20 protein-coding genes, 1 rRNA gene and 1 riboswitch are annotated in these 24181 nt (G+C 71.9%); of the genes, 15 read left to right on the forward strand and 6 right to left on the reverse strand.

Going from position 1 to position 24181, the window contains the following annotated elements:
- The 12 genes from rrf to ACFWIS_RS31465 all read left to right on the forward strand — a co-directional run.
- Positions 1 to 87, forward strand: a 5S ribosomal RNA gene (gene rrf, locus ACFWIS_RS31410); the annotation flags it as partial.
- Positions 88 to 185: 98 nt separating this feature from the next.
- Complete coding sequence (locus ACFWIS_RS31415) at positions 186 to 815, forward strand: CDP-alcohol phosphatidyltransferase family protein (protein WP_380456826.1); 630 nt, start codon at positions 186 to 188, stop codon at positions 813 to 815.
- A gap of 123 nt (positions 816 to 938) precedes the next feature.
- Positions 939 to 3434, forward strand: coding sequence for a sugar phosphate nucleotidyltransferase (locus ACFWIS_RS31420; RefSeq protein WP_380456828.1), 2496 nt, complete (start codon positions 939 to 941; stop codon positions 3432 to 3434).
- A 174-nt stretch (positions 3435 to 3608) separates the two neighbouring features.
- Positions 3609 to 4682 (forward strand): DUF881 domain-containing protein, encoded by a 1074-nt coding sequence (locus tag ACFWIS_RS31425; RefSeq protein ID WP_380456830.1) that lies wholly within the window; start codon positions 3609 to 3611, stop codon positions 4680 to 4682.
- Positions 4679 to 5011: a small basic family protein gene (locus ACFWIS_RS31430; RefSeq protein WP_030062488.1), complete on the forward strand. Its 333-nt coding sequence runs from the start codon at positions 4679 to 4681 to the stop codon at positions 5009 to 5011. The genes ACFWIS_RS31425 and ACFWIS_RS31430 overlap by 4 nt, the downstream gene beginning before the upstream one ends.
- Entirely contained in the window at positions 5004 to 6092 is a 1089-nt protein-coding gene (locus ACFWIS_RS31435) for a DUF881 domain-containing protein (RefSeq protein ID WP_380456832.1), read from the forward strand. The genes ACFWIS_RS31430 and ACFWIS_RS31435 overlap by 8 nt, the downstream gene beginning before the upstream one ends.
- 226 nt (positions 6093 to 6318) lie before the next feature.
- Positions 6319 to 7197 carry an FHA domain-containing protein gene (locus tag ACFWIS_RS31440; RefSeq protein WP_380456834.1) on the forward strand — a complete coding sequence of 293 codons (879 nt, stop codon included), beginning with the start codon at positions 6319 to 6321 and terminating at the stop codon, positions 7195 to 7197.
- Between the two features lie 182 nt (positions 7198 to 7379).
- A complete protein-coding gene (locus ACFWIS_RS31445) occupies positions 7380 to 8072 on the forward strand; it encodes a MerR family transcriptional regulator (protein ID WP_380456928.1) in 693 nt (230 codons plus the stop codon).
- 97 nt (positions 8073 to 8169) lie between these two features.
- On the forward strand, positions 8170 to 8646 hold the full coding sequence (locus tag ACFWIS_RS31450) for a bifunctional nuclease family protein (RefSeq protein WP_030062493.1): 477 nt from the start codon (positions 8170 to 8172) through the stop codon (positions 8644 to 8646).
- Between the two features lie 224 nt (positions 8647 to 8870).
- Positions 8871 to 9515, forward strand: coding sequence for a MerR family transcriptional regulator (locus tag ACFWIS_RS31455; protein WP_380456836.1), 645 nt, complete (start codon positions 8871 to 8873; stop codon positions 9513 to 9515).
- Between the two features lie 101 nt (positions 9516 to 9616).
- Positions 9617 to 10339 carry a vancomycin high temperature exclusion protein gene (locus ACFWIS_RS31460; protein WP_380456838.1) on the forward strand — a complete coding sequence of 241 codons (723 nt, stop codon included), beginning with the start codon at positions 9617 to 9619 and terminating at the stop codon, positions 10337 to 10339.
- A gap of 72 nt (positions 10340 to 10411) precedes the next feature.
- Positions 10412 to 11797, forward strand: coding sequence for a DNA polymerase IV (locus tag ACFWIS_RS31465; protein ID WP_380456839.1), 1386 nt, complete (start codon positions 10412 to 10414; stop codon positions 11795 to 11797).
- Between the two features lie 148 nt (positions 11798 to 11945).
- On the opposite strand, the gene ACFWIS_RS31470 is transcribed toward ACFWIS_RS31465, so the two are convergent.
- Both ACFWIS_RS31470 and ACFWIS_RS31475 read right to left on the reverse strand, forming a co-directional pair.
- The gene (locus tag ACFWIS_RS31470) at positions 11946 to 13439 is read right to left on the reverse strand and encodes an MFS transporter (RefSeq protein WP_380456841.1); all 1494 of its coding nucleotides are present in this window, start codon (positions 13437 to 13439) and stop codon (positions 11946 to 11948) included.
- A 222-nt stretch (positions 13440 to 13661) separates the two neighbouring features.
- A complete protein-coding gene (locus ACFWIS_RS31475; protein WP_380456843.1) occupies positions 13662 to 14729 on the reverse strand; it encodes a PRC and DUF2382 domain-containing protein in 1068 nt (355 codons plus the stop codon).
- A 223-nt stretch (positions 14730 to 14952) separates the two neighbouring features.
- Positions 14953 to 15056, forward strand: a riboswitch (glycine riboswitch).
- A gap of 237 nt (positions 15057 to 15293) precedes the next feature.
- Here ACFWIS_RS31475 and gcvP point away from each other — a divergent pair.
- Positions 15294 to 18194, forward strand: coding sequence for an aminomethyl-transferring glycine dehydrogenase (gcvP, locus tag ACFWIS_RS31480; RefSeq protein WP_380456845.1), 2901 nt, complete (start codon positions 15294 to 15296; stop codon positions 18192 to 18194).
- Positions 18195 to 18322: 128 nt separating this feature from the next.
- Here gcvP and ACFWIS_RS31485 read toward each other — a convergent pair whose 3' ends face one another.
- On the reverse strand, positions 18323 to 18514 hold the full coding sequence (locus tag ACFWIS_RS31485; RefSeq protein WP_380456847.1) for a DUF5999 family protein: 192 nt from the start codon (positions 18512 to 18514) through the stop codon (positions 18323 to 18325).
- A 415-nt stretch (positions 18515 to 18929) separates the two neighbouring features.
- Entirely contained in the window at positions 18930 to 19502 is a 573-nt protein-coding gene (locus tag ACFWIS_RS31490) for a hypothetical protein (RefSeq protein WP_380456849.1), read from the reverse strand.
- Between the two features lie 376 nt (positions 19503 to 19878).
- Here ACFWIS_RS31490 and ACFWIS_RS31495 point away from each other — a divergent pair, with 376 nt between their 5' ends.
- Positions 19879 to 21384 (forward strand): glutamate--cysteine ligase, encoded by a 1506-nt coding sequence (locus ACFWIS_RS31495; protein ID WP_380456851.1) that lies wholly within the window; start codon positions 19879 to 19881, stop codon positions 21382 to 21384.
- A 69-nt stretch (positions 21385 to 21453) separates the two neighbouring features.
- Positions 21454 to 22269, forward strand: coding sequence for a CPBP family intramembrane glutamic endopeptidase (locus tag ACFWIS_RS31500; protein ID WP_380456853.1), 816 nt, complete (start codon positions 21454 to 21456; stop codon positions 22267 to 22269).
- On the opposite strand, the gene ACFWIS_RS31505 is transcribed toward ACFWIS_RS31500, so the two are convergent.
- Complete coding sequence (locus ACFWIS_RS31505; protein WP_380456855.1) at positions 22247 to 22786, reverse strand: HAD domain-containing protein; 540 nt, start codon at positions 22784 to 22786, stop codon at positions 22247 to 22249. The two genes, ACFWIS_RS31500 and ACFWIS_RS31505, sit on opposite strands and share 23 nt — an antisense overlap.
- 100 nt (positions 22787 to 22886) lie before the next feature.
- On the reverse strand, positions 22887 to 24170 hold the full coding sequence (locus tag ACFWIS_RS31510; RefSeq protein ID WP_380456857.1) for an MFS transporter: 1284 nt from the start codon (positions 24168 to 24170) through the stop codon (positions 22887 to 22889).
- Between the last annotated feature and the right edge of the window lie 11 nt (positions 24171 to 24181).

The following is a 24181-nucleotide window of genomic DNA, read 5'->3' on the forward strand; positions in this document are numbered from 1 at the left end:
GGTTACATTCCGAACCCGGAAGCTAAGCCTCACAGCGCCGATGGTACTGCAGGGGGGACCCTGTGGGAGAGTAGGACGCCGCCGAACAATTCTTCGAGAGAAGCCCCCGCCGGGTGAACCGGACGGGGGCTTTTCTGTTGTAAAGTCAACGTGCATTGTCGTGACACAGGACAGGAGGCCCCCGGGTGGAGGTCCAGGAGACGCGGGTCCAGACCGATCGCGTCCTCACCATCCCCAACCTGCTGAGCATGGGCCGGCTGGTCGGCGTTCCGCTCTTTCTCTGGCTCATCCTGTGGCCCGCGTTCGGCGGTCCCAAGAACGACGGTTGGGCGCTGCTGATCCTGGCGCTCAGCGGGGTCACCGACTACCTGGATGGAAAGCTCGCCAGGCGGTGGGGGCAGATCAGTCGGGTGGGGCAGCTGCTGGACCCGTTGGCCGACCGGCTCTATGTGCTGTCCACGCTCGTCGGATTGACGTGGCGTGAGTTCCTGCCGTGGTGGGTGACGGCGATTCTGCTTGCCCGGGAAGTCTTTATCGCGGCACTGTTGCCGATTCTGAACCGACACGGCTACGGGCCGCTGCAGACGAGTTTCCTCGGCAAGGCCGCGACCTTCAATCTGATGTACGCGTTTCCGCTTCTGCTGCTCGGCGGTATCGACAGCTGGGTCGCGCGGCCGGCCGAGGTGGTGAGCTGGGCCTTCATCTGGTGGGGGACGTCCCTGTACTGGTGGTCGGCGATTCTTTACGCGGTTCAGGTGCGACAGATCATCAAGGCCGGCTCCGCGGGTTCCGCGGGCTCCGCGTCCACAGTCTGAGACGTGATCTGAGAGAAGTCCCACGTCGCCCCGGTGCGTCGGACGAGACCTTCCGGGTAGAGAACCTCTGGAACGGTTTGATGGACCTGCAGGTCCACCACCGCGAAGGAGGACGCACCCGTAATGAAAGCCGTAGTAATGGCAGGGGGCGAGGGCACCCGACTCCGCCCGATGACCTCCAGCATGCCGAAGCCGCTGCTTCCGGTCGCCAATATGCCGATCATGGAGCACGTGCTTCGGTTGCTGAAGCGGCACGGCCTCTCCGACACCGTCGTCACCGTCCAGTTCCTGGCATCACTCGTCAAGAACTACTTCGGTGACGGGGAGGAACTGGGCATGCACCTCACGTATGCCCACGAGGAGACGCCACTAGGCACTGCGGGGAGTGTCAAGAACGCCGAGGACGCGCTCAAGGACGATTCCTTTCTGGTGATCTCCGGTGACGCGCTGACCGACTTCAACCTCTCCGAATTGATCGACTTTCACCGCAGTAAGAACGCACTGGTCACGGTCTGTCTCACCAGGGTGCCGAATCCCCTGGAGTTCGGAATCACGATCACCGACGAGGACGGGCGGGTCGAGCGCTTCCTGGAGAAGCCGACCTGGGGCCAGGTCTTCTCCGACACGGTGAACACCGGTATCTACGTGATGGAGCCGGAGGTCTTCGACTACGTCGCGGCCGGTGAGTCCGTCGACTGGTCGAGTGATGTGTTCCCGCAACTGCTGAAGGAGGGCAAGCGGGTCTACGGCTACGTCGCCGAGGGCTACTGGGAGGACGTGGGCACCCACGAGAGCTATGGCAAGGCCCAGGCGGACGTCCTGGAGGGCAAGGTCGACGTCGAGATCGACGGCTTCGAGATCTCGCCGGGGGTCTGGGTGGCCGAAGGGGCGGAGGTGGATCCGGAGGCCGTGCTGCGCGGGCCGCTGTACATCGGGGACTACGCCAAGGTCGAGGCCGGCGTGGAGATCCGTGAGCACACGGTGCTCGGCAGCAACGTCGTGGTCAAGCGCGGTGCGTTCCTGCACAAGGCGGTGGTGCACGACAACGTCTACGTCGGACCGCAGAGCAATCTGCGCGGCTGCGTGGTCGGCAAGAACACCGATGTGATGCGGGCCGCGCGGATCGAGGACGGCGCGGTGATCGGGGACGAGTGCCTGGTCGGCGAGGAGTCGATCATCGGGGCGAACGTCCGGGTCTACCCGTTCAAGACGATCGAGGCCGGCGCCGTCGTCAACACCTCGGTGATCTGGGAGTCGCGTGGCCAGGAGCACCTGTTCGGAGTCCGGGGCGTCTCGGGCATCCTGAACGTCGAGATCACCCCGGAGCTGGCCGTGCGGCTGGCGGGTGCGTACGCGACGACCTTGAAGAAGGGCGCCACCGTCACCATTGCGCGTGACCACTCGCGTGGTGCGCGTGCGCTCAAACGGGCGATGATTTCGGGCCTGCAGACCTCGGCGATCGACGTCCGCGACCTGGAGAACGTACCGATGCCGGTGGCCCGGCAGCACACGGCGCGGGGGAGTGCGGGCGGGATCTTCCTGCGGACCACCCCCGGCGTGCCGGACTCGCTGGACATCCTCTTCTTCGACGAGCGCGGGGCTGACCTCTCTCAGGCGGGCCAGCGCAAGCTCGACCGGGTCTACGCACGTCAGGAGTACCGGAGGGCGTTCCCGGGCGAGATCGGGGACCTGACCTTCCCGTCCAGCGTGTTCGACTCCTACGCGGGCAACCTGCTGCGGACGGTGGACACCACCGGGGTCCGGGAGGCCGGGCTGAAGGTGGTGGTGGACACCGCGCACGGCAGTGCCGGGCTGGTGCTGCCCAGCATCCTCGGTCGGCTCGGGGTGGAGGCGCTCACCGTCTCCAGCGGGCTGGACGAGGCGCGGCCGACCGAGGACGCGGAGACCCGGCGGGCCGGGCTGGCCCGGCTCGGCGAGCTGGTGGCGTCCTCGCGGGCGGCCTTCGGCGTCCGGTTCGACCCGGTGGGCGAGCGGGTCGCGTTCGTGGACGAGCTGGGCCGGGTGATCGACGACGACCGGGCGCTGCTGGTGCTGCTGGACCTGGTCGCGGCGGAGCGGCGCAGTGGTCAGGTGGCGTTGCCGGTGACGACGACCCGGATCGCCGAGCAGGTCGCGGCCTACCACGGCACCCAGGTCATCTGGACCACGACGACGCCGGACGACCTCGCGAAGGCGGCCTCGGCCGAGGGCACGGTGTTCGGCGGGGACGGGCGCGGCGGCTTCGTGGTGCCCGAGTTCAGCGGGGTGCTGGACGGTGCCGCGGCCTTCGTCCGGCTGGTCGGCCTGGTGGCCCGGACCCAGCTCACGCTGAGCCAGATCGACGCGCGGATCCCGCAGGCGCACATCCGGCGCCGGGACATCGCGACGCCGTGGGCGGCGAAGGGCATGGTCATGCGCTCGGTGGTGGAGGCGGCCGGCAGCCGCCGGCTGGACACCACGGACGGGGTCCGGGTGGTCGAGGCGGACGGGCGGTGGACGCTGGTGCTGCCGGACCCGGCCGAGGCGGTCACCCACCTGTGGGCCGAGGGTCCGGACGACGGGGCGACCGACGCGCTGCTGGACGAGTGGGCGGCGGTGGTCGAGGGCGCGGGGCGGTGACCGTCTGAGCGGACGGGTCCCCCGAAGGGCGGGGCGTGCGGTTCGGTCCGCACGCCCCGCTGTCCGTTTTCACATCATTCGGAGGGGTCCGTCACTTTCCGTGGATGTGTCCGGCGTGTGTGCAGCTCAGGGGCCGTGCGCAGGCCCCTCCGCGGACATGGGACGATGGTCCGCATGCCAGCGACGCCGACGCCGAGTGCCCCGAACGGGCGGTACAACCGCCCGGACGCCTCGATGTCCCTGCTGACCAACGTGATGGACCACAGCCTGGACGAGGGGTACGCCGAGGCGGCCGCGGCCCGGGGCGGTGAGCACGACAGCCGGATACCCCGGACACTGCGGGGGCTGCTGACGCTGGGCGCCGGACTGGCAATGGTCGGTGCGGTGGTGACCATCGGCGCGGTGAACGCGCACAAGGCGGAGCCGACGCTGGCCAAGGAGCGGGACGCGCTGATCCACCGGATCAACGACAGCAACGGCTCGGCGGACCACCTGCAGAAGGAGGTCCAGGACCTGCGGCGCAAGGTCGACGACACCCAGCAGCAGGCGCTGGCCTCCGGGGACAGCGGATCGGCCGGACTGACCGGCGAGGTGGGTCTGGGCGAGGTCACCGGGCCCGGAGTGAAGCTGGTCCTGGAGGACGCCGCCGGGACGGGCAGCGGGGGCAACGTCGACCCGCGGGCCGGACAGGGCTTCTCCAACAGCGGCCGGCTGCGCGACCGGGACCTGCAACTCGTGGTGAACGGCCTGTGGGGATCCGGCGCGGAGGCCGTCTCGATCAACGGGCAGCGGCTGACCGCCCTGTCGGCGATCCGGGCCGCCGGTGAGGCGGTGCTGGTCGACAACCGGCCGCTGGTCCCGCCGTACAACATCCAGGCGATCGGGGACGGGCCGAAGCTGCTGAGCGCCTTCGAGCGGGACATGGCCGGGCAGTACCTGCGGTTGCTGGAGGAGAAGTACGGCATCAAGTCCACGCTCTCCGTACAGAAGAGCCTGACGCTGCCGGCGGCGGTGGGCGTGACGCTGCGGACCGCCCAGCCCTTCACGCCCGAGCCCTCGCCCACGGCGAGCCCGTCGGCGAGCTCGACGGCCCCAGTGGACGGCAGCCCGTCGGGAACCCCGGGAACCCCGGGGAGCCCGATGGCGTCCGTTTCACCATCCGCGACCAGTACGGGTCAGCCCGCGAAGCGGCGACCGTCCGGCGGATCCACCAAGACCACCACAGGGACAGGAGCAGCTAGACCGTGATTGCCGTACTGGGTCTCGTGATCGGGGTGGTCGTCGGACTCTTCGTCCAACCCGAGGTGCCCGACGCCGTCGTGCCCTACCTGCCGATCGCGGTGGTGGCGGCGCTGGACGCGGTGTTCGGCGGCGTCCGGGCGATGCTGGACGGGATCTTCAACGACAAGGTCTTCATCGTCTCGTTCCTGTCGAACGTGGTGGTCGCGGCCCTGATCGTCTTCCTGGGTGACCAGCTGGGCGTCGGCTCGCAGCTGTCCACGGGTGTGGTCGTCGTCCTCGGCATCCGCATCTTCTCCAACGCGGCGGCGATCCGGCGTCATGTCTTCCGTGCCTGAGCCGGGCCGCGGGGCGGCGGAGAAGGAAGAGGAGAAGACGGCGGAGGCGTCGCCGGCGGTCGAGAAGACCGCTGCGGAGCCGGTGGCGAAGGCGTCCGAGGAGCCGGAGGCGACGGCTGGGGCTGCGGCGGAGGCGGAGAAGCCTGACGCTGACGCTGAGCTTGAGACAGGGGCGGCGGAGCCGGAGCCCGCGCCGTCGGTACGGCTGACGAAGGACGCCGCCGCCGAGACCGAGCCGGAGCCTGTGGCGGCCGAGGCCGAGGCTGGTGAGCCGGCGGAACCGGTCGGTCCGGAGGCCACCGGGGAGACGCCCGCCGAGGAGCCGGCAGCGCAGGAGGCGCCCGGTGCGGACCGGAGCGCCGGTCGGCGGCGGCTGAAGGCGGCGCTCTGGCCGCCGCGGCTGTCGCGCGGGCAGCTGGTGGTGGCGCTGCTGCTGTTCTCGCTCGGGCTGGGGCTGGCGATCCAGGTGCGCTCGACCAACGACCACCACAACCAGCTGCGCGGGGCGCGGCAGGAGGACCTGGTCCGGATCCTCGACGAACTGGACAGCCGTCAGCAGCGTCTCCAGCAGGAGAAGGCCGAGCTCGAGCAGTCCCTGGGCAAGTTGGAGAACAGCTCCAACCAGGCCAAGGAGGCCCAGGAGCAGACCAGGAAGAAGATGACGGAACTGGGTGTGCTGGCCGGTACGGTCAAAGCCACAGGTCCGGGCATCGTACTCACGGTCGATGATCCCCAAGGGCAGGTGAAGGCAGATATGCTGCTGGACACCCTGCAGGAACTTCGAGCGGCGGGGGCGGAGGCGATTCAGATCAACGATGTGCGCGTGGTGGTCAACACCTACTTCACCGACCTGTCGGGCGGTGGGGTGCAGATCGACGGGAAGAAGGTCTCGCAGCCCTATCGGTTCACCGTCGTGGGGAACCCGCAGGACCTGACGCCCGCTCTGAACATCCCGGGGGGCGTCGTCCGCACCCTGGAGAGCCACCAGGCGCGGGCGACGATCACCCAGCAGCAGAAGGTGGTCGTCGACGCCCTCGTCGACCTGAAGGCGCCGCAGTACGCCAAGCCGGCTTCGAAGTGACGGGGCGCTCGTCGAACGGCCCGTCACGGGCGGGCGGCACCCGGTGCGGGGCGCCGTCGTCGCGTGGGAGAGACTGGTTCGCACCAGTACGCTCCGTAGCACCAACCGAAGCACCAACCGTCGGAGTACCACTCCAGCAGGCCCGAGCCGCAACCGGGCCCGCAGCCTGTCCGAGGTTCTCACCCTGCCCCGCGGGCGGGTCTGTCACACGCAAGGGGATTCGCCCGTGAGTTTCTTCTCGAAGTTGTTCGGTCGCAACAAGGGTCGCGACGCGGCCGCCGTCGAGGCGCCCACCGCGCGGCACCGCCGGCCGGAGGACGAGCCCGCCGTGCCGGGCATGCGCCCCGCCCCCGAGGCCGCGCCGTACGCCGAACAGCAGCTCTACCGGGACGGTGCCGCGCAGTACGCGGGGAATCCGGCGGGCTACGGCGCGTCGGTTGACCCCTCCGGCGACCCGCGCATAGGTTTCCCGTCAGGACCCTCAACCTCTGGTGGAGGGTTTGCCCCGGACCCGTACGCCGGGCACAACCCGTCGGGTGTGCCGCGCCAGGAGGCTGTGAACATGGCTGGCCCCACTCCGTGCCCCAGGTGCGGCAACCAGAACCCGGCCGCGGCCCGCTTCTGCTCCAACTGCGGCACCGCGCTGCGCGGCGGGGTGCTGCCGGAGGGGGCGGTGGAGACCACCTCGACGATCTCGATCTCCGGCCTGGAGTCCTACGACCCCTCCGCCACGACCGGCACCGGCACCACGCCGGCGCTGTCGGCCGAGGTGCTGTCGGCGATCGACGCGCTGCCGCCGGGCTCGGCGCTGCTGATCGTCCAGCGCGGCCCGAACTCGGGCAGCCGGTTCCTGCTGGACTCGGACGTCACCACGGCGGGGCGTCACCCGCAGGGTGACATCTTCCTGGACGACGTCACCGTCTCCCGCCGTCACGTGGAGTTCCGCCGCACCCCGGCCGGCTTCAGCGTCGCGGACGTGGGCAGCCTGAACGGCACCTACGTCAACCGGGAGCGGATCGACGAGGTGCCGCTGAACAACGGCGACGAGGTGCAGATCGGGAAGTACCGGCTGGTGTTCTTCGCCGGCCACAACCGGGGGTACTGAAACCAACGTCGGCGGGAGCCCGAGTGAATACGAATACCCCTTCCTCTTCTCTCGGGGCGGCCAACCCTGCGTCGTCGTCCGGTCCGCAGGCGGACCGGGGCGGCCGCGGGGTGGTCGCGGGCCCCAGGCAGCCGGTCCGGCCGGACCGGCCCGCCGGGCGACGGCGCGGCGGTGACGAACTGCTGAGCATCGGCGCGGTGCTGGCCTTCCTGCGCGACGACTTCCCCGAGGTGACCATCTCCAAGATCCGCTTCCTGGAGGCGGAAGGGCTGGTCGAGCCGCAGCGCACTCCCTCGGGATACCGCAAGTTCAGCCCGTCCGACGTGGAGCGGCTGGCCTACGTGCTGCGGATGCAGCGCGACCACTACCTGCCGCTGCGGGTGATCCGCGAGCACCTGGACGCGATCGAGCGCGGGGAGGCCCCGCCCGCCCTGCCGGCCGCCGAGGCCCGGCCCGGGCCGATGGAGGAGGCCGACCGGGAGTTGGTGGCCTCGGCCGACGTCCCCCCCGGGGTCCGGCTGGGGCGGGCCGAGCTGCTCGCCGCCGCCGAGGCCGGGGAACCGGAGCTGGCGGAGTGGGAGGCGTACGGGCTGGTCGTGCCGGGCCCGGACGGCGGGTACGACGGGGAGGCGCTGCAGGTGGCCCGGCTGGTCGCCGAGCTCGGCCGGTACGGGCTGGAGCCGCGGCACCTGAGGGCCATGAAGGCGGCGGCGGACCGCGAGATCGCGCTGGTGGAACAGGTGGTGGCGCCGCTGCGACGGCACCGGAACCCGCAGACCCGGGCGCACGCCGAGGCCACCGCGAGGGAGCTGGCGACGCTGTCGGTGCGGCTGCACGCGGCCATGGTCCAGGCCGGTCTGCGCTCCCGGGGATAGCCCCCGCGGCGTGCCCCGCACGACCGGTGCACCGCGTTGACCAGCGGCGTCGGCCCTGCGCTTTCATATCCGGGGTCGTAGCCATAGGGTTGCCTGTGTGAATGAGCTCGACGTCGTGGGTGTCCGAGTGGAGATGCCTTCCAACCAGCCGATCGTGCTGCTTCGGGAGGTCGGGGGAGATCGATACCTGCCGATCTGGATCGGCCCCGGCGAGGCGACCGCGATCGCCTTCGCCCAGCAGGGCATGACTCCGGTGCGCCCGCTGACGCACGACCTGTTCAAGGACGTCCTGGAAGCGCTCGGCCAGCAGCTCACCGAGGTCCGGATCACCGACCTGCGGGAGGGTGTGTTCTACGCCGAGCTGGTGTTCGCCGGCGGGGTCGAGGTGAGTGCCCGGCCGTCCGACGCGATAGCGCTCGCCCTGCGCACCGGTACGCCGATCTACGGGAGCGAGGAGGTGCTCGCCGAGGCGGGCATCGCGATCCCGGACGAGCAGGAGGACGAGGTCGAGAAGTTCCGCGAGTTCCTCGACCAGGTGTCGCCCGAGGACTTCGGGGGCGGCGGCCCGCAGTAGCGCGGACGGGGCTCGTCAGCCGTTGCGCGCGCCGTTTTGCCAAAAACCGTCCATCTACCCACACTAGGGGCACGAAAAACCACTCTCCTGAGTGATGTGGTCTGTCGGGCCCGGCGTGGCGATCGTTGACGGGTCATAGGGGACTGCCTACCGTCAGGAGTGGCTGTCCGGGTGGCCGATGCCCGCAGTCGGGTTGCCCGCAGCACGAGTGGACGGAGGTAGGCATGAGCAGCACCGGCGATGACGCGGCCGTGGGAGGCCTGTGCGCCGTGCACCTTCCGCGCACCGCCCGCACCGTGTCGGACCTGCCCAGGACGGGCAGGTTCCCGGCCGTACAGCCGGGGCAGCCCGCGATCGAGCGGCTGGCCCCGACGTCCGAACTGATCGGCTTCCGCGGCCCGACGGCCTGCGCGGCGGCCGGCATCACCTACCGCCAGTTGGACTACTGGGCCCGCACCGGACTGCTGGAGCCCAGCGTCCGCACCGCGTACCCGGCGACCAGTCAGCGGCTCTACAGCTTCCTCGACATCCTGCTGCTGAAGATCGTCAAGCGGCTGCTCGACGCGGGCGTCTCCCTGCAGAACATCCGGGTGGCGGTCGCCCATCTGCAGTCCGCCGAACAGGCCGACCTGGCCGGGCTGACGCTGATGTGTGACGGTGCGACGGTGTACGAGTGCACCACGCCGCAGCAGGTGGTCGATCTGCTGAAGGGCGGTCAGGGGGTTTTCGGCATCGCGGTGGGAGCGGTCTGGCACGAGCTGGAGCTGACCCTCGGTCGGCTGCACGCGGAGCGGACCGACACCGGCGAGACGCTGGTCGGCAACGATCCGGCGGACGAGCTGGCGCAGCGGCGCAACCGGGCGGTCTGACCGGGCGATCGTTCTAGACGGGGCCGTGGGCCCGGACGGGGAACCGTTCCGGCTCACGGCCTCGTCGTGTTGCCTGGTGAAAGCGATCGAGGGAGGGGCACGTGGAGGGCGGCACCGGGATATCGGAGCTGGTGCGGCGTCGGGCCGGGGGGCTCCGGGCGCGGCTGCGGGAGCGCCGGACGCAGCGCAGGGTCTTCCAGGCGGCGACGCTGCTGTGCTCGCTGGCGCTGGCGCCCAGTGCCTGGCTGTGGATCGCGGCGGGGGACCGGGTGGGCACCGTGGAGAGCGCGCCCTCGGCGCCGGTCGCCGTGGTCTTCGGCGCCGGGCTGGACCAGGGCAAGCCGTCGCCGTACCTGGAGCACCGGCTGGTGGCGGCGCTGGACCTGTACCGGGAGGGCAAGGTGAAGGCCGTCCTGGTGACCGGGGACAACGGGCGGACCGAGTACGACGAGCCGGACGCGATGTACCGGTACCTGACCGAGCACGGGATCCCGGCGGACCGGGTGGTGCGGGACTACGCCGGCTTCGACACCTGGAACTCCTGCACCCGGGCGCACCGGATCTTCGGGGTGGACCGCGCGGTGCTGGTCAGCCAGGACTTCCACGTCCGGCGGGCGCTGGCGCTGTGCGAGGCGGCGGGCATCCGCTCGTACGCGGTCGGTGTGTCGGAGCTGCACGACAACACCTGGCTGTACGGCGGGCTGCGGGAGGTCGCCGGGGCGGGCAAGGCGGCGGTGAACGTGTGGCTGCGGCCGGACCCGGTGTTCCTCGGGCCCAAGGAGGACGGCATCCCGAAGGCGCTGGCCCAGGCCGCGAAGCGGTAGCGGCGAGCGGTCGGCCGCGGGGCGTCGGCCGGGTTCGTACGCACTGTCGGACCCGTGCGCGATGATCGGCGGGTGCGATCTCTGCCGAGCATCATCCACCTCGACATGGACGCCTTCTTCGCGGCGGTGGAGCAGGCGGCCAAGCCGAGCCTGCGCGGCAAACCGGTGGTCGTCGGCGGGCTCGGCGGGCGGGGGGTGGTCTCCACCGCCTCGTACGAGGCGCGCAGGTTCGGGGTGCACTCGGCGATGCCGATGGCGCAGGCGCGGCGGCTGTGTCCCAACGCGGCGTTCCTGGCCGGGCGGTTCGAGGCGTACCGGCAGAACAGCGAGATCGTGATGGGACTGCTGCGCGAACTGTCGCCGCTGGTGCAACCGCTGAGCCTGGACGAGGCCTTCGTCGACCTGGAGGCCGGTCCGTACGGTCCGGCGCTGACGGAGGCGGACCACGAGACCGGGGAGCAACTGGTGCTGGCCCTGGCGGAGGACTTGCGGGCGGACATCCAGCGACTCACCGGGTTGACCGGCTCGGTCGGGGCAGCGGGCTCCAAGCTGATGGCGAAGATCGCCTCCGAGCAGGCCAAGCCGGACGGGCTGGTGCTGTTCGAGCCCGGGCAGGAGCGGGCCGTGCTCGGGCCGATGCCGGTCCGGGCGCTGCCCGGGATCGGGCCGGCCACCGAGCAGGTGCTGCGGCGGGCCGGGCTGAGCACGGTGGCCGACCTGGCGGAGGCGGGGGAGGCGGAGCTGGTCCAGCTGCTCGGGCGAGCGCACGGCGCCGGGATCTTCCAGATGTCCATAGGACTGGACGAGCGGCCGGTGGTGGCCGACCAGGACGCCAAGTCGGTCTCGGTGGAGGACACCTACGAGGTGGACCTGGCCGACCGGGACCGGGTGCTGCGGGAGGTGGAGGCGCTGGCCGGCCGGTGCGTGCGGCGGCTGCGGGCGGCCGGGCGTTCGGGGCGGACGGTGGTGCTCAAGGTGCGGCGCTTCGACTTCTCGACCCTGACCCGCTCGGAGACCCTGGGCGGGCCCACCGACGACCAGGCGGTGATCACCGCGACGGCGCGGCGCCTGGCGGAGCAGGTGGACATCACCGGTGGGGTCCGGCTGCTCGGGGTGGGTGTGGCCCAGCTGGCCGACTACACCCAGGAGGACCTGTTCGCCCAGGCGCTGCGGGAGGAGGCGGCGGAGCACGCCGAGGTCGCCGAGGCGGCGGTGGCCGAGGAGGAGCCGGAGGAGCCCGTGGTGCGGCGCTGGATGCCCGGACAGGACGTCCGGCACGCCGAGTGGGGGCCGGGCTGGGTGCAGGGCAGCGGGGTCGGGCGGGTGACCGTGCGGTTCGAGACGCCGTGGAGCGGGCCGGGGCGGGTGCGGACCTTCTCGGTGGACGATCCGGAGCTGGAGCCGGCCCGGCCGCTGCCGCTGCGGCAGGCCGAGGAGCCCGCCGGCGACGGGGAGTGAAGCGGGAGAACGCGGAACGGCCCCACCTGGTAGGAGTACCGGGTGGGGCCGCATACCGTGCCGGTCCCCGGACGGTCGTGATGCCCTCGCGACCGAGCGGAGGCCGGGCCCGCGCGTCCTGTCCCTGAGCGCGCGGGCGGACGCCTCGTCAGGCGTCGGTCTTGGCCAGCTCGGGGCTGGAGTCCTGCCGGGCCGAGCTGCCGGCGACGGCGGTGACGGCCGGCTTGACGGTACGGATCAGGAAGGGGACGACGCCGGCGATGATGCAGACGACGGCCGTGGTCCAGAACGCGTGCTTGTAGGCGTCCAGGGTGGGGATCTGCACCGGCAGCTTGATCGGGAACTTCATGGTGTCGCCGGTCAGGATGGCGGTCATCACGGCGGTGCCGATCGCGCCGCCGACGGTGCGGAGCACGGAGTTCATGCCGTTGGCGATGCCGCTCTGCTCGACCGGGACGGCGCCGTTGATGAAGGCGGGCATCGCGGCGAAGGCGAGCCCGATGCCGAGGCCGAAGATGGCGGAGGCGGTGTAGATGTCGCCTTCGGCGCTGTGGCGCAGGGCCAGGTAGGCCATCGCGATCGCGCCGAGGACGCCGCCGAGGACCAGCGGCAGGCGCGGGCCGCGGCGGGCGATCAGCACGGCGCCGACCGGGGCGGCCACCATCGAGCCGATCGCGGACGGCAGCAGCATCACGCCGGCGTGCAGGACGGTCGCGGTGAAGCCGTAGTGGGCCAGCTTCTCCGGGGTCTGGGCGAAGTTGCTGATGACCATGAACGAGCCGTACATGCCGAAGCCGATGAGCAGACCGGCCAGGTTGGTGAAGGCGACGGCCGGGCGGCCCATCATCTTCAGGTCCACCAGCGGGTGGGCGACCTTGGTCTCGATGACGCCCCAGATCAGGGCGACCACGGCGGCGACGGCGAACAGGCCGAGGGTCTTGGTGGAGGTCCAGCCCCAGTGGTTGCCCTGGCTGACCGCGACCAGCAGCGCGGAGAGCCAGGCGGCCAGGGTGAGGGCACCGAGCGGGTCGGCGCCGCCCTCCTTGTCGACGACCGGGTCGGACGGGACGCGGAAGGCGACCAGGGCGACCGCGAGCAGGCCGAAGGCCAGGCCCATCCAGAAGATCGACTTGTAGTTCCAGTGCTCCAGCAGCAGGCCGGTCGCGACCAGGCCGAGGCCGGAGCCGACGCCCATGGAGGCGCTGATGGCGGCGACGCCGCCGGTCACCTTCTGCTTGGGCAGCTCGTCACGGACGATGCTGATCGCCAGCGGCATCACGCCACCGCCGGCGCCCTGGAGGACGCGGGCGACGATCAGCCAGGTGAAGGAGTGGGTGCTGACCGCCAGCGCCGAACCGGCGACCAGGCCGGCCAGCGAGATCAGCAGCATGGGCTTGCGGCCCCGGAGGTCGCCGAAGCGGCCCAGCAGGGGAGTCAGCACGGCCGCGGACAGCAGGTTGGCGGTCATCAGCCAGGTGATGTTGGAGCCGGAGACGTCCAGTTCCTTGGCCAGCGACGGCAGGATCGGTACGACCGCGGTCTGCACCACGCTGAACGACAGCATCGCCAGGATGAGGGCCGGCAGGACCCGGGCGTTGCTCTGCTTCTCGGCCGCGGTGGTGGGCTGTGGTGCCTCACTCACGGTTGCTTCCTCCCGTACATAGTGAATGAACTGAAGTAACTGTGCAGGGAGATACTTCAGAGTGTCAAATATCGAGTGGTTAAGGTTTGGCAAAGGGGAAGGCTTTGCCTTCGGCGGACCGGGCGTTGACGGCCGGTCGGGCGGGCTCGGGGGTGGGCTCGGGGGCGGGCACGGCGAAGGGCCCCGGACCGGAGTCCGGGGCCCCTGCTGGTGCCGGGCCGGTCAGACCAAGGGGTGCAGCGCGGCCGGGCGGGCGCCGTCGCTGACCGGGGCGCCCGGCGCGGCGGCCGCGGCGGTGTCGTCGTGGACCTCGACGTTCTCGCGGCGGAGCTCGTCCTGGACGACCTCCTCCGCGGTGTAGCGCTCCACCACCAGCCGGACCCGCTCGATCGGGGCGAGGTACTTGCGGACCACCGGCCGCTCCTCACGGAGAGTGACCTCCTCTACCGCCTCGGCGATCTCCTTGTCGGTGAGCGAGGCGCGCTCGGCGTCGCCGACCGGCATCCGCTCCACCCGGACCCGCTCGCGGACCACCGGGACGCGGCGCTCGACCTGCTCGCTGGTCACGTACTTGCGCAGCTTCGCGGTGCCCAGGACGTGCCACTCGGTGGTGATGTCCAGGCGCTCCTCGCGGCAGGTGATCTCGACCGGGCCGTTGGGGGCCGAGGCGGCGGCGGTGCCGGTCGGACCGACTGCGGACGGGGCCGGCCGGTGCTTCGGCTCGACCGCCGGGGTGGCGGCCGGCGCGGTCACCGTGCCGTTGGCGACCGGTGCGGGGGTGCTGAGGGTCCGCACGTGGGCCTCCGTGTCGGTGTCGGTGCTGGTGGCCGTCGTGGTGGCGACGGTGGTCATGGTCGGGCCGGGTTCGGGGGAGTGGAAGGCGAGCGGCTTGGCGGCCGCGGCGGCCGAGGTGGTGCCGAAGTCGAGGTCGGGCTGGGCCGCCCGGGCGGGCTCACCGTTGGCCGGGCGGCCGTCCACCGGGGTGTCGAGCCCGTAGTAGCGGTAGAGCTGGAGCTCCTGGGCGGGCGAGAGGTGCTGGCCCACGCCGAAGTCCGGCGAGTCCTTGACCAGCGACTTGTCGTAGGGCACCCGGAGTTCCTCGCCGGAGAACTCGCTCGTGGTGAGCGGGACGAAGGCGTCCCGGCCGAAGATGCCGGTGCGGACGGCCGCCCACTCCGGCCGGCCGGTGGCGTCGTCCAGGTACACCTCGTCGATCGTGCCGATCTTGTCTCCGTTGCGGTCGACCGCCTTGTGGCCGATGAGGTCTCGGGGGTCGATGTCGGTCTGCACTCTTTCCTCCAAGCGCTGCGCCTGCGGAACTCCCGCAGGAAAGGCGGCCGGAGCACCCGTCCCGTCCGCCACTTCACACCAAAAGCCATGAACCGGACGTGCGCGACCGGGGTGCGGCCGGACGGGGCCGCGCTGCTCCGTACGGGGGACGCGCGTAGACCCGGAGTGACCCGACGCACCCGTGATCGCAGGGCCGCCCGCTGGTACCCTGGGCCGCGACCGCCGAGCCCGCTCGGGAGAGTCCCCGACAGCGAAAACCGCTGGTCGAGGCGCCGAAGGAGCAACTCCTCCCCGGAATCTCTCAGGCATCCGTACCGTGCGGGATAGGTCACTCTGGAAAGCAGGGCAGGAGCGTCGGCGCGGGAGCCGGCGATCACCACCCTCACCGACGGTGCAAGCCGACGGAGCGCCACAGCGCGACGTGCGGGCGAAGCTCTCAGGTCCCGATGACAGAGGGGGAGGCCTTTCGGGTCCGTCCGCCCAGGCCGGTCCGCTGTCCGCAGCGGCGTCGGCCGGTCGGCGTGCGTACCCCCGCCGGTCCGTGACCAGGAGGCCTCGACCACCATGAACGCCCAGCCGAACGCGGGACGCCCCACCAGCGCCTCGACCCTCACCGAGCTTGAGCTGGCCAGCCCCTTCGAGAACCGCCACATCGGCCCTGACGCCGCCGCGCAGGAGAAGATGCTGGCGTCCGTCGGCTACGGCTCGCTGGACGAGCTCGCCGCCACCGCCGTTCCCGAGGCGATCCGTTCCATCACCGCCCTGGACCTGCCCGCGGGCCGCAGCGAGGCGCAGGTCCTCGCCGAGCTGCGCGAGCTGGCCGGCCGCAACCAGGTGCTCCAGCCGATGATCGGCCTGGGCTACTACGGCACCTTCACCCCGCCGGTGATCCTGCGCAACGTCATGGAGAACCCGGCCTGGTACACGGCCTACACCCCGTACCAGCCGGAGATCTCGCAGGGCCGCCTGGAGGCGCTGCTCAACTTCCAGACCCTGGTCTCCGACCTCACCGGCCTGCCCACCTCCGGCTCCTCGCTGCTGGACGAGGGCACCGCGGCCGCCGAGGCGATGGCGCTGGCCCGCCGCGTCACCAAGGTCAAGGGCGGCGTCTTCCTGGTCGACGCCGAGACCCTGCCGCAGACCGTCGCGGTGATCAACACCCGCGCCGTGCCGACCGGTGTCGAGGTCGTCGTCGCCGACCTGTCCGGGGGCATCCCGGCCGAGATCGCCGAGCGCGGCGTCTTCGGCGTGCTGCTGCAGTACCCGGGCGCCACCGGCGTGGTCCGCGACCTCACCCCGGTGATCGAGCAGGCCCACGGGCTGGGCGCGATCGTCGCCGTCGCCGCCGACCTGCTGGCGCTGACCCTGCTCAAGTCCCCGGGCGCGCTGGGCGCCGACATCGCCTGCGGCACCTCGCAGCGCTTCGGCGTGCCGATGGGCTTCGGCGGTCCGCACGCCGGCTACCTGTCGGTGCGCGCCGAGTACGCCCGCTCGCTGCCCGGCCGCCTGGTCGGCGTCTCCGTCGACGCCGACGGCAACCGCGCCTACCGCCTGGCGCTGCAGACCCGCGAGCAGCACATCCGCCGCGAGAAGGCCACCAGCAACATCTGCACCGCCCAGGTGCTGCTCGCCGTGATGGCCTCGATGTACGCCGTCTACCACGGCCCGGACGGCCTGGCCGACATCGCCCGGCGCACCCACCGCTACGCCGCCGCCCTCGCCGAGGGCCTGCGGGCCGGCGGTGTCGAGCTGCTGCACGGCGAGTTCTTCGACACCGTCACCGCCGTCGTCCCGGGCCGCGCCGCCGAGATCGCCGCGGCCGCCCGCGCCAACGGCATCAACGTGTTCCAGGACGGCGAGGACCGGATCTCGGTCTCCACCGACGAGACCACCACCCGCGAGCACCTGGCCGGCGTCTGGGCCGCGTTCGGCGTCCCCGCGGTCGAGGTCGCGGAGGCCGCCGACGCGCTGCCCGCCGCGCTGCTGCGCGCGGACGAGTACCTGACCCACCCGGTCTTCCACAGCCACCGCTCGGAGACCGCCATGCTGCGCTACCTGCGCCGCCTGTCGGACCGGGACTACGCGCTGGACCGCGGCATGATCCCGCTGGGCTCCTGCACCATGAAGCTCAACGCCACCACCGAGATGGAGGCGGTGACCTGGCCGGAGTTCGGTCAGCTGCACCCCTTCGCGCCGGTCGACCAGGCCGCCGGCTACCTGACCCTGATCCGCCAGCTGGAGCAGCAGCTGGTCGAGGTCACCGGCTACGACGCCGTCTCGATCCAGCCGAACGCCGGCTCCCAGGGCGAGCTGGCCGGCCTGCTGGCCGTCCGCGCCTACCACCACGCCAACGGCGACACCCAGCGCGACGTCTGCCTGATCCCGTCCTCGGCGCACGGCACCAATGCCGCCTCCGCGGTGATGGCCGGCATGCGCGTCGTCGTGGTGAAGACCCTGGTCGACGGCGACGTGGACGTCGAGGACCTGAAGGCCAAGATCGAGCAGCACCGCGACAACCTGTCGGTGCTGATGGTCACCTACCCATCGACCCACGGCGTGTACGAGACCCAGATCACCGACATCTGCGCCCTGGTGCACGAGGCCGGCGGCCAGGTGTACGTGGACGGCGCCAACCTGAACGCCCTGGTCGGCCTCGCCAAGCCGGGCAAGTTCGGCGCGGACGTCTCGCACCTGAACCTGCACAAGACCTTCTGCATCCCGCACGGCGGCGGCGGCCCGGGCGTCGGCCCGGTCGCGGTGCGCGCCCACCTGGCGCCGTACCTGCCGAACCACCCGCTGCAGGCGGAGGCCGGCCCGGCCACCGGCGTCGGCCCGATCTCGGCCGCGCCGTGGGGCTCGGCGGCGATCCTGCCGATCTCCTGGGCGTACGTCCGGCTGATGGGCGGCGAGGGGCTCAAGCACGCGACCCAGGTCGCCGTGCTGAACGCCAACTACATCGCCAAGCGCCTGGCCCCGCACTTCCCGGTGCTCTACACCGGTCCGGGCGGGCTGGTCGCGCACGAGTGCATCATCGACCTGCGTCCGCTGACCAAGGAGACGGGCGTGACGGTGGACGACATCGCCAAGCGCCTGATCGACTACGGCTTCCACGCGCCGACGATGTCCTTCCCGGTGGCCGGCACGCTGATGATCGAGCCGACCGAGTCCGAGGACCTGCACGAGATCGACCGCTTCTGCGACGCGATGATCGAGATCCGCGGCGAGATCGACAAGGTCGGCTCGGGCGAGTGGGCCGCCGACGACAACCCGCTGCGCAACGCCCCGCACACCGCCGCCACGCTGGCCGGCGACTGGGCGCACGGCTACTCGCGGCAGGAGGCGGTCTTCCCGGCGGGCGTGAACCCGGCGGACAAGTACTGGCCGCCGGTGAGCCGGATCGACGGCGCGTACGGCGACCGCAACCTGGTCTGCTCCTGCCCGCCGTTGGACGAGTACGGCGTCTGAGCCGGAACGCGGCAGGGCCCTGGCAGAACGTTTCTGCCAGGGCCCTGCCCTTTGCTCCTCGGTGTCTCCCCCGCCCGATGGGCCCGGGCCGTACGGTTCCGGCCGTACGGTCGTCGGGCCGGGTCGGCTCAGGCCGCGTGGGCGACGGGCCGGCGCGGGCCGATCACCCGGCCGTCGGGCAGCAGCTCTCCGGTGTCCTCGAACAGGACGACGCCGTTGCAGAGCAGGCTCCAGCCCTGCTCCGGGTGGCAGGCCACCGGTACGGCCGCCTCGCGGTCCTCGGACTCGGCCATCGGGCACTCAGGACGGTGCTGGCACATACGCGTACCCTCGCTTCGCTCTGCGATCCTCCCCGTGGTGCGGTCACCGGAGGTCGAGCCGTCCGGAGCCGCCTGGTGGTCGGATCCTGTCCGCGCATCAGCCAGGTTTGACCGATGCTCAAGTGGGTAGGACAGGTGGTCCTTCCACGCTAGTTCCCAGTGTCGGCATCCGAGCTCGCGCGCGCAGCAATTTGGTGACACGCGCCACAACTCCAGGGCAGAGATCACCCGTTCAGGTGGGGCCAGGGGGAATCCGCGCACCGGTGGGTCAGTCGGCGCATGGCCCGGTGGGGCCATGGCGGGTGACCCACTCGGGTGGTAGCCGTTCGGGTGATGCCGTCAACGGCCGTCGGAGCGCACGGCGAAGGGCCGCCGGGCACGGTGCCCGGCGGCCGGTGCGGCGGGTGGCGCGGGCTCAGGCGGAGCCGAGCAGCAGCGGCCGGGCCAGCGGTGCGCGGGCGAGCAGCGGGAGCAGTTCGGCGGCCGGGTAGGCGCGGTGCGCGGTGACACCGAGCGGGGCCGGGGCCAGCGGGATCAGCAGGTCGGTGGGCGGGCCGGCGTCGGGGTTGTGCAGCCAGAGCGCGGTGGCGTACTGGCCCGGGAAGGTCAGCAGCCGGGGCTGGCTGCGGGAGCGGGAGCCCTGGGCGAGTTGCCAGGCCTCGCGCAGCGCCCGGACGGTGGAGGAGAGGTACGGGCCGGCGGTGAAGTGGGAGAAGGTGTGGCCCTCGGCGCTCTGCACCACCTCGGCGGCGGCCGCCACCTCCGGGCCGTCCTTGATCAGGAAGCGCCAGCCCGTCCGACGGGCGTTGAGCAGTTCCGGGTGCGGACCGTCGAGGACGTGCACCGCGAGCGGGTGCACGGGGAGCAGTGGACCGGTCGGGTGACGCAGCGCTGCGGCGGCGGGCTGGCGCAGCGCGGTCTCCGAGTCGAGCGCGCCCAGCACCGCGCGCAGGGCGCTCGGTGGGGGCTGGGGGGTCTGCAGGGTCATGGCGGGTCCGCCTCTCCAGGTGAGATCGGCGTGCGAGTGCGGCATACCGGCGCGGCGCGGTGCGTCTACGGTGACGGGGGCCGGCCTTGTCCGGTTGTGCAGGATCGCGGTGCCGGCGCGGTCGCCGCCGTCGACGAGGGCCTCGGGGCGGGGAACGGACCGGCCGGAGCGCAGTGCGAACTCAGCGACTTCATCGAACAAATGCGCAGGGTGATCTGTTTATCACAGGCGGTGGCGCCGAGCAAGTCTGCAGATGGCCTGAATCGCCGTCAGATCCCTTGCATTGCAAGCCAGTCGGCACGTTCGGGTATCGATCTTCGAGGTGGGCATGATGCTGGCACGGTCGACCGGCCGGGTGTCTCAGGAGGAGGGGACCGTGGGCGAGAAGGTCGTGGCGACTCGGGCGGATCTCGCGGATCGGCAGCAGTACCGGCTCAAGCTCCAGGCCTGCCTCGACGCGCTCGGGCGGATGCTGCGCGAGGACCGCTTCGACCGGCCGCGGGCGGTGATGGGGCTGGAGATCGAGCTCAACCTGGCCGACGAACAGGGCCTGCCGGTGATGCGCAACGCCCAGGTGCTGAGCGCGATCGGCTCCAGCGACTTCCAGACCGAGCTGGGCCAGTTCAACATCGAGGTCAACATCGTGCCGCACCAGCTCAGCGGGCACGTCTTCGAGGAGCTGCGCGAGGAGATCGACACCGGACTGCGCTACGCCGACCGGCAGGCGGCGGAGGCCGGCGCCCGGATCGTCATGGTGGGCATCCTGCCGACCCTGGAGAACGACCACACCGGGCTGGACGCGATGAGTCACAACCAGCGGTACAGCCTGCTCAGCGACCAGATCCTGGCCGCCCGGGGGGAGGACATCGCGCTGGACATCGAGGGCGTCGAGCACCTCCAGCTGGAGTCGATCACCATGGTCGCCGAGGCCGCCGCGACCTCGCTGCAACTGCACCTCCAGGTGACCCCGGAGCGGTTCTCCGCGGTGTGGAACGCCGCCCAGGCTATCTGCGGGCCGCAGCTCGCGCTCGGTGCCAACTCCCCGTTCCTGTTCGGGCGGGAGCTGTGGCGGGAGACCCGTCCGGTGCTCTTCCAGCAGGCCTGTGACACCCGTTCGGCGGAGCTCAAGGCCCAGGGCGTGCGTCCGATCACCTGGTTCGGCGAGCGCTGGGTGGACTCGGCCTACGACCTGTTCGAGGAGAACCTGCGCTACTTCCCGGCGCTGCTGCCGATCTGCGACGACGAGGATCCGCTGAAGGTGCTGGCCTCCGGCGGCGCGCCCCGGCTCGCCGAGATGCGGCTGCACAACGGGACCATCTACCGCTGGAACCGGCCGGTGTACGACGTCTCCGGCGGGGTCGCGCACCTGCGGGTGGAGAACCGGGCGCTGCCGGCAGGGCCGACGGTGGCCGACACCCTGGCCAACGCCGCCTTCTACTACGGGCTGGTGCGGGTGCTCGCCGAGCAACCCCGGCCGATCTGGACCCGGCTGCCGTTCGAGCGGGCGGACGAGAACTTCCGGCAGGGCGCCCGGTACGGCATCGACGCGGTGTTCCAGTGGCCGCGCTCCGGCCGGGCCGGCCGCGGCGGCGGACTGCAGACGGTGTCGGCGGTCGACCTGGTCCTCAACGAGCTGCTGCCGATGGCCTACCAGGGCCTGGACGAGTGGGGCGTCGAACCCGCCGACCGGGACCGCTACCTGGGGATCATCGAGCAGCGCTGTCTGCGCCGCACCAACGGCGCGGCCTGGCAGAGCGCCACCTTCCACCGGCTGCGCGAGCGGTACGGGATGGACCGCCCGGCCGCGCTCGCCGCGATGACCAGGCGCTACGCCGAGCACATGCGCGGCGGCGAGCCGGTGCACACCTGGCCGGTCGGCTGAGCGTTCCGGAGGCTGTGTCAGGATGATCGCTCCGGTCGTCGGCCGACCGCCGGAGCCATCACCCGTTCGATGGAGCATCCGTTCGATGGAGTGCCCGTGACGACCCGCTCGACCGCGCCGGAGAGTGCGCCGCCCACCCCGCGCCTGCTCGGCGTGGAACTGCTGATCGTCCTCGGACTGTCGCTCGGGGCCAGCGGGATCAGCGCGGTGATCAGCTTCGCGGGCTCGCTCACCGAACCGATCCACCTCGGGCAGCAGGTCGCCACACTGAACGGCTCGCGCGCGCCCGGGCGGCCCTGGCTGGACCTGGTGTGGCAGCTCTACTCCATCGCGCGCGGGCTGATGCCGGTGGTGCTGGTCGGCTACCTGCTGGTGCGCGAGGGCGCCTCGCTGCGGGTGCTGGGCTTCGACCTGCGCCAGAAACTGCGTGACCTCGGCCGGGGCGCGGGCGTCGCGGCGGCGATCGGCGGCTCCGGGCTGGTGCTGTACCTGGCCTCGCAGGCCGCCGGGTACAACCTGACGGTGGCGCCCTCGGGACTGCCGGACGTCTGGTGGCGGGTGCCGGTGCTGGTGCTGTCGGCCTGGCAGAACGCGATCCTGGAGGAGGTCGTCGTCCTCGGCTACCTGCTGCGCCGGCTGGCGCAGCGCGGGTGGTCCTGGCCCGCGGTGGTGGCGGCCAGCTCGGTGCTGCGCGGCTCGTACCACCTGTACCAGGGGGTCGGCGGGCTGGTCGGCAACATGGTGATGGGGGCGGTGTTCTGCCTGCTGTACCGGCGCTGGGGGCGGGTGATGCCGCTGGTGGCGGCGCACGCGCTGATCGACACGGTGGCCTTCGTCGGGTACGCGCTGCTCGCCGGGCACGTCAGCTGGCTGCCGACCCCCTGAGCGGTCCGCCGGCCGGCAGCGCGTGGGCGCGCGGCGGGCGGATGAGCAGCCGGTCGACGTGCCGGCGCTCCAGACCCTGACCGGGGTCGATCGGCAGCAGCAGGCGGTCGCGGCGCCAGAGCGAGCGGCGGACCAGTCGGGACGGGATGACGTCGTCCACCCAGGCGAACGGCCGGCCCTCGGCGTAGCGCAGCAGCGGCGCCCACTTGCGGGCGGAGAACAGCTCGATGAGCGGGACGCGCGGGTCGCCGGGCTGGGGGACGTAGCCGGTGAAGCGGACGAAGGGGAGCGGGTCCAGGCCGATCGCCGGGGCGATGTGGTCGTTGGCGTGCTCCTCCCAGGTGGTGGCCCAGACCAGTTCGTAGGTGCCGGCCAGCTCGCGCAGCCAGGCGCCGTGCTTGGCGGCGAGCAGGACGGCGTATCCCAGCAGGGTGTGGGAGTCGAACCCGGCGTCCGGATGCGGACAGACCGGGTTCAGCACCCCGTCGACGTCCAGGAACAACAGTGGCTTCGGCACCGGTGGGCCCCCCAAGTGGATGGTGTTTCCTACCTGGTCGGACGAACCACCCGTACCCCTGGTTGCTCTTAGACGGGCGCACGCGGGGCGCACAGGGCGCTCACGGCGCGGGCGCGGGCTCGCTCGCGGGCACCGGTGCGTCCGGGGTGCTCCGACGGGGAGCGCGGCGGGACAGCCGGCGGACCTGCGGGTCGATCAGCACGGCGGCGCTGAGCAGCAGGCACAGCGCGGCGCAGGCCCAGAGCGCGCCGGACAGGCCGAGCGCGGCGGCCACCGGGCCGGCCAGCGCGGTGCCGACCGGGGCCAGCGAGTAGGAGCCGAGCTCGTCGTACGCGGAGACCCGGGAGAACATCTCCTCCGGGATCTCCTGCTGGAGCACGACCATCCAGTTGACGCCGAAGACGGTCACCCCGACGCCGGACAGGAACATCGCGGCGACCAGTGCCGGCAGTGGTGCGCCGGCGGCCAGGGCCAGGGCGGGCGCGCCGAACAGGAACACGCCCCAGTTGCCGACCAGCAGGATCCGGCGGGGGCGCCAGCGGGCCATCAGCAGACCGGTGACCACCAGGCCGACGCCGTAGGCGGACATCGCCAGGCCCCAGGCGCCCGCGCCGCCCAGGCGTTGCTCGGCCACCGTCGGCCCGTACACCGACTCGACCGTGTTGATGCAGGCCACCACCACGGCGAACTGCAGCACGATCACCCAGAGCCAGCGGCGGGAGGCGAACTCCTGCCAGCCCTCCCGCAGGTCGCGCAGCATGCCGCCGCCCGTGGGCGCGGGGGCGGACTCGGCCTCCAGGAGGAACCGCAGGCCGGCGGCGGCCAGGAAGCAGAGGGCGTCCAGGCCGAGCACCCAGCCGGGGCCGACCGCGGCGGTGAGCGCCCCGCCGAGGGCGGCGCCGCCGATCTGGGCGGCGTTCTGGCCCATCCGGAAGACCGAGAAGGCCCGGGCGGCGTGCTCCCGGGGGACGGCCTGCATGATCATGCCCCCGGCGGCGGGGGAGTAGAGCGCGTAGCCGGCGCCGCCGGCGGCGGAGAGCACCAGCAACTGCCACAGCTGGACGTTCCCGGCCAGGACCAGGGCGGCCAGGACGGCCTGGGAGGCGCCGCTGAACAGGTTGGCGGCGACCATGACGTGGTGGCGCGGCAGCCGGTCGGCGAGGGTGCCGCCGACCACCACCAGCAGCACGGTGGGGATCAGCCGGGCGGCGGTGACGTAGCCGATCTCGGCGGCGCCGCCGCCGTTGCCGAGGACGGCGAAGGCGGTGGCGATGGGGGCGCCGGCGTTGCCGAGGCCGCTGATCACGGTGGCGGCGGTCTGGATCCGGAAGTTGCGGCTCGCCCAGGACAGGCGGCGGGGGCGCGGCGGGGGTGGGGTGGGCACCCGGGTGACTA

It is taken from the genome of Kitasatospora sp. NPDC127060 (assembly GCF_042724935.1).
Taxonomy (GTDB): domain Bacteria; phylum Actinomycetota; class Actinomycetes; order Streptomycetales; family Streptomycetaceae; genus Kitasatospora.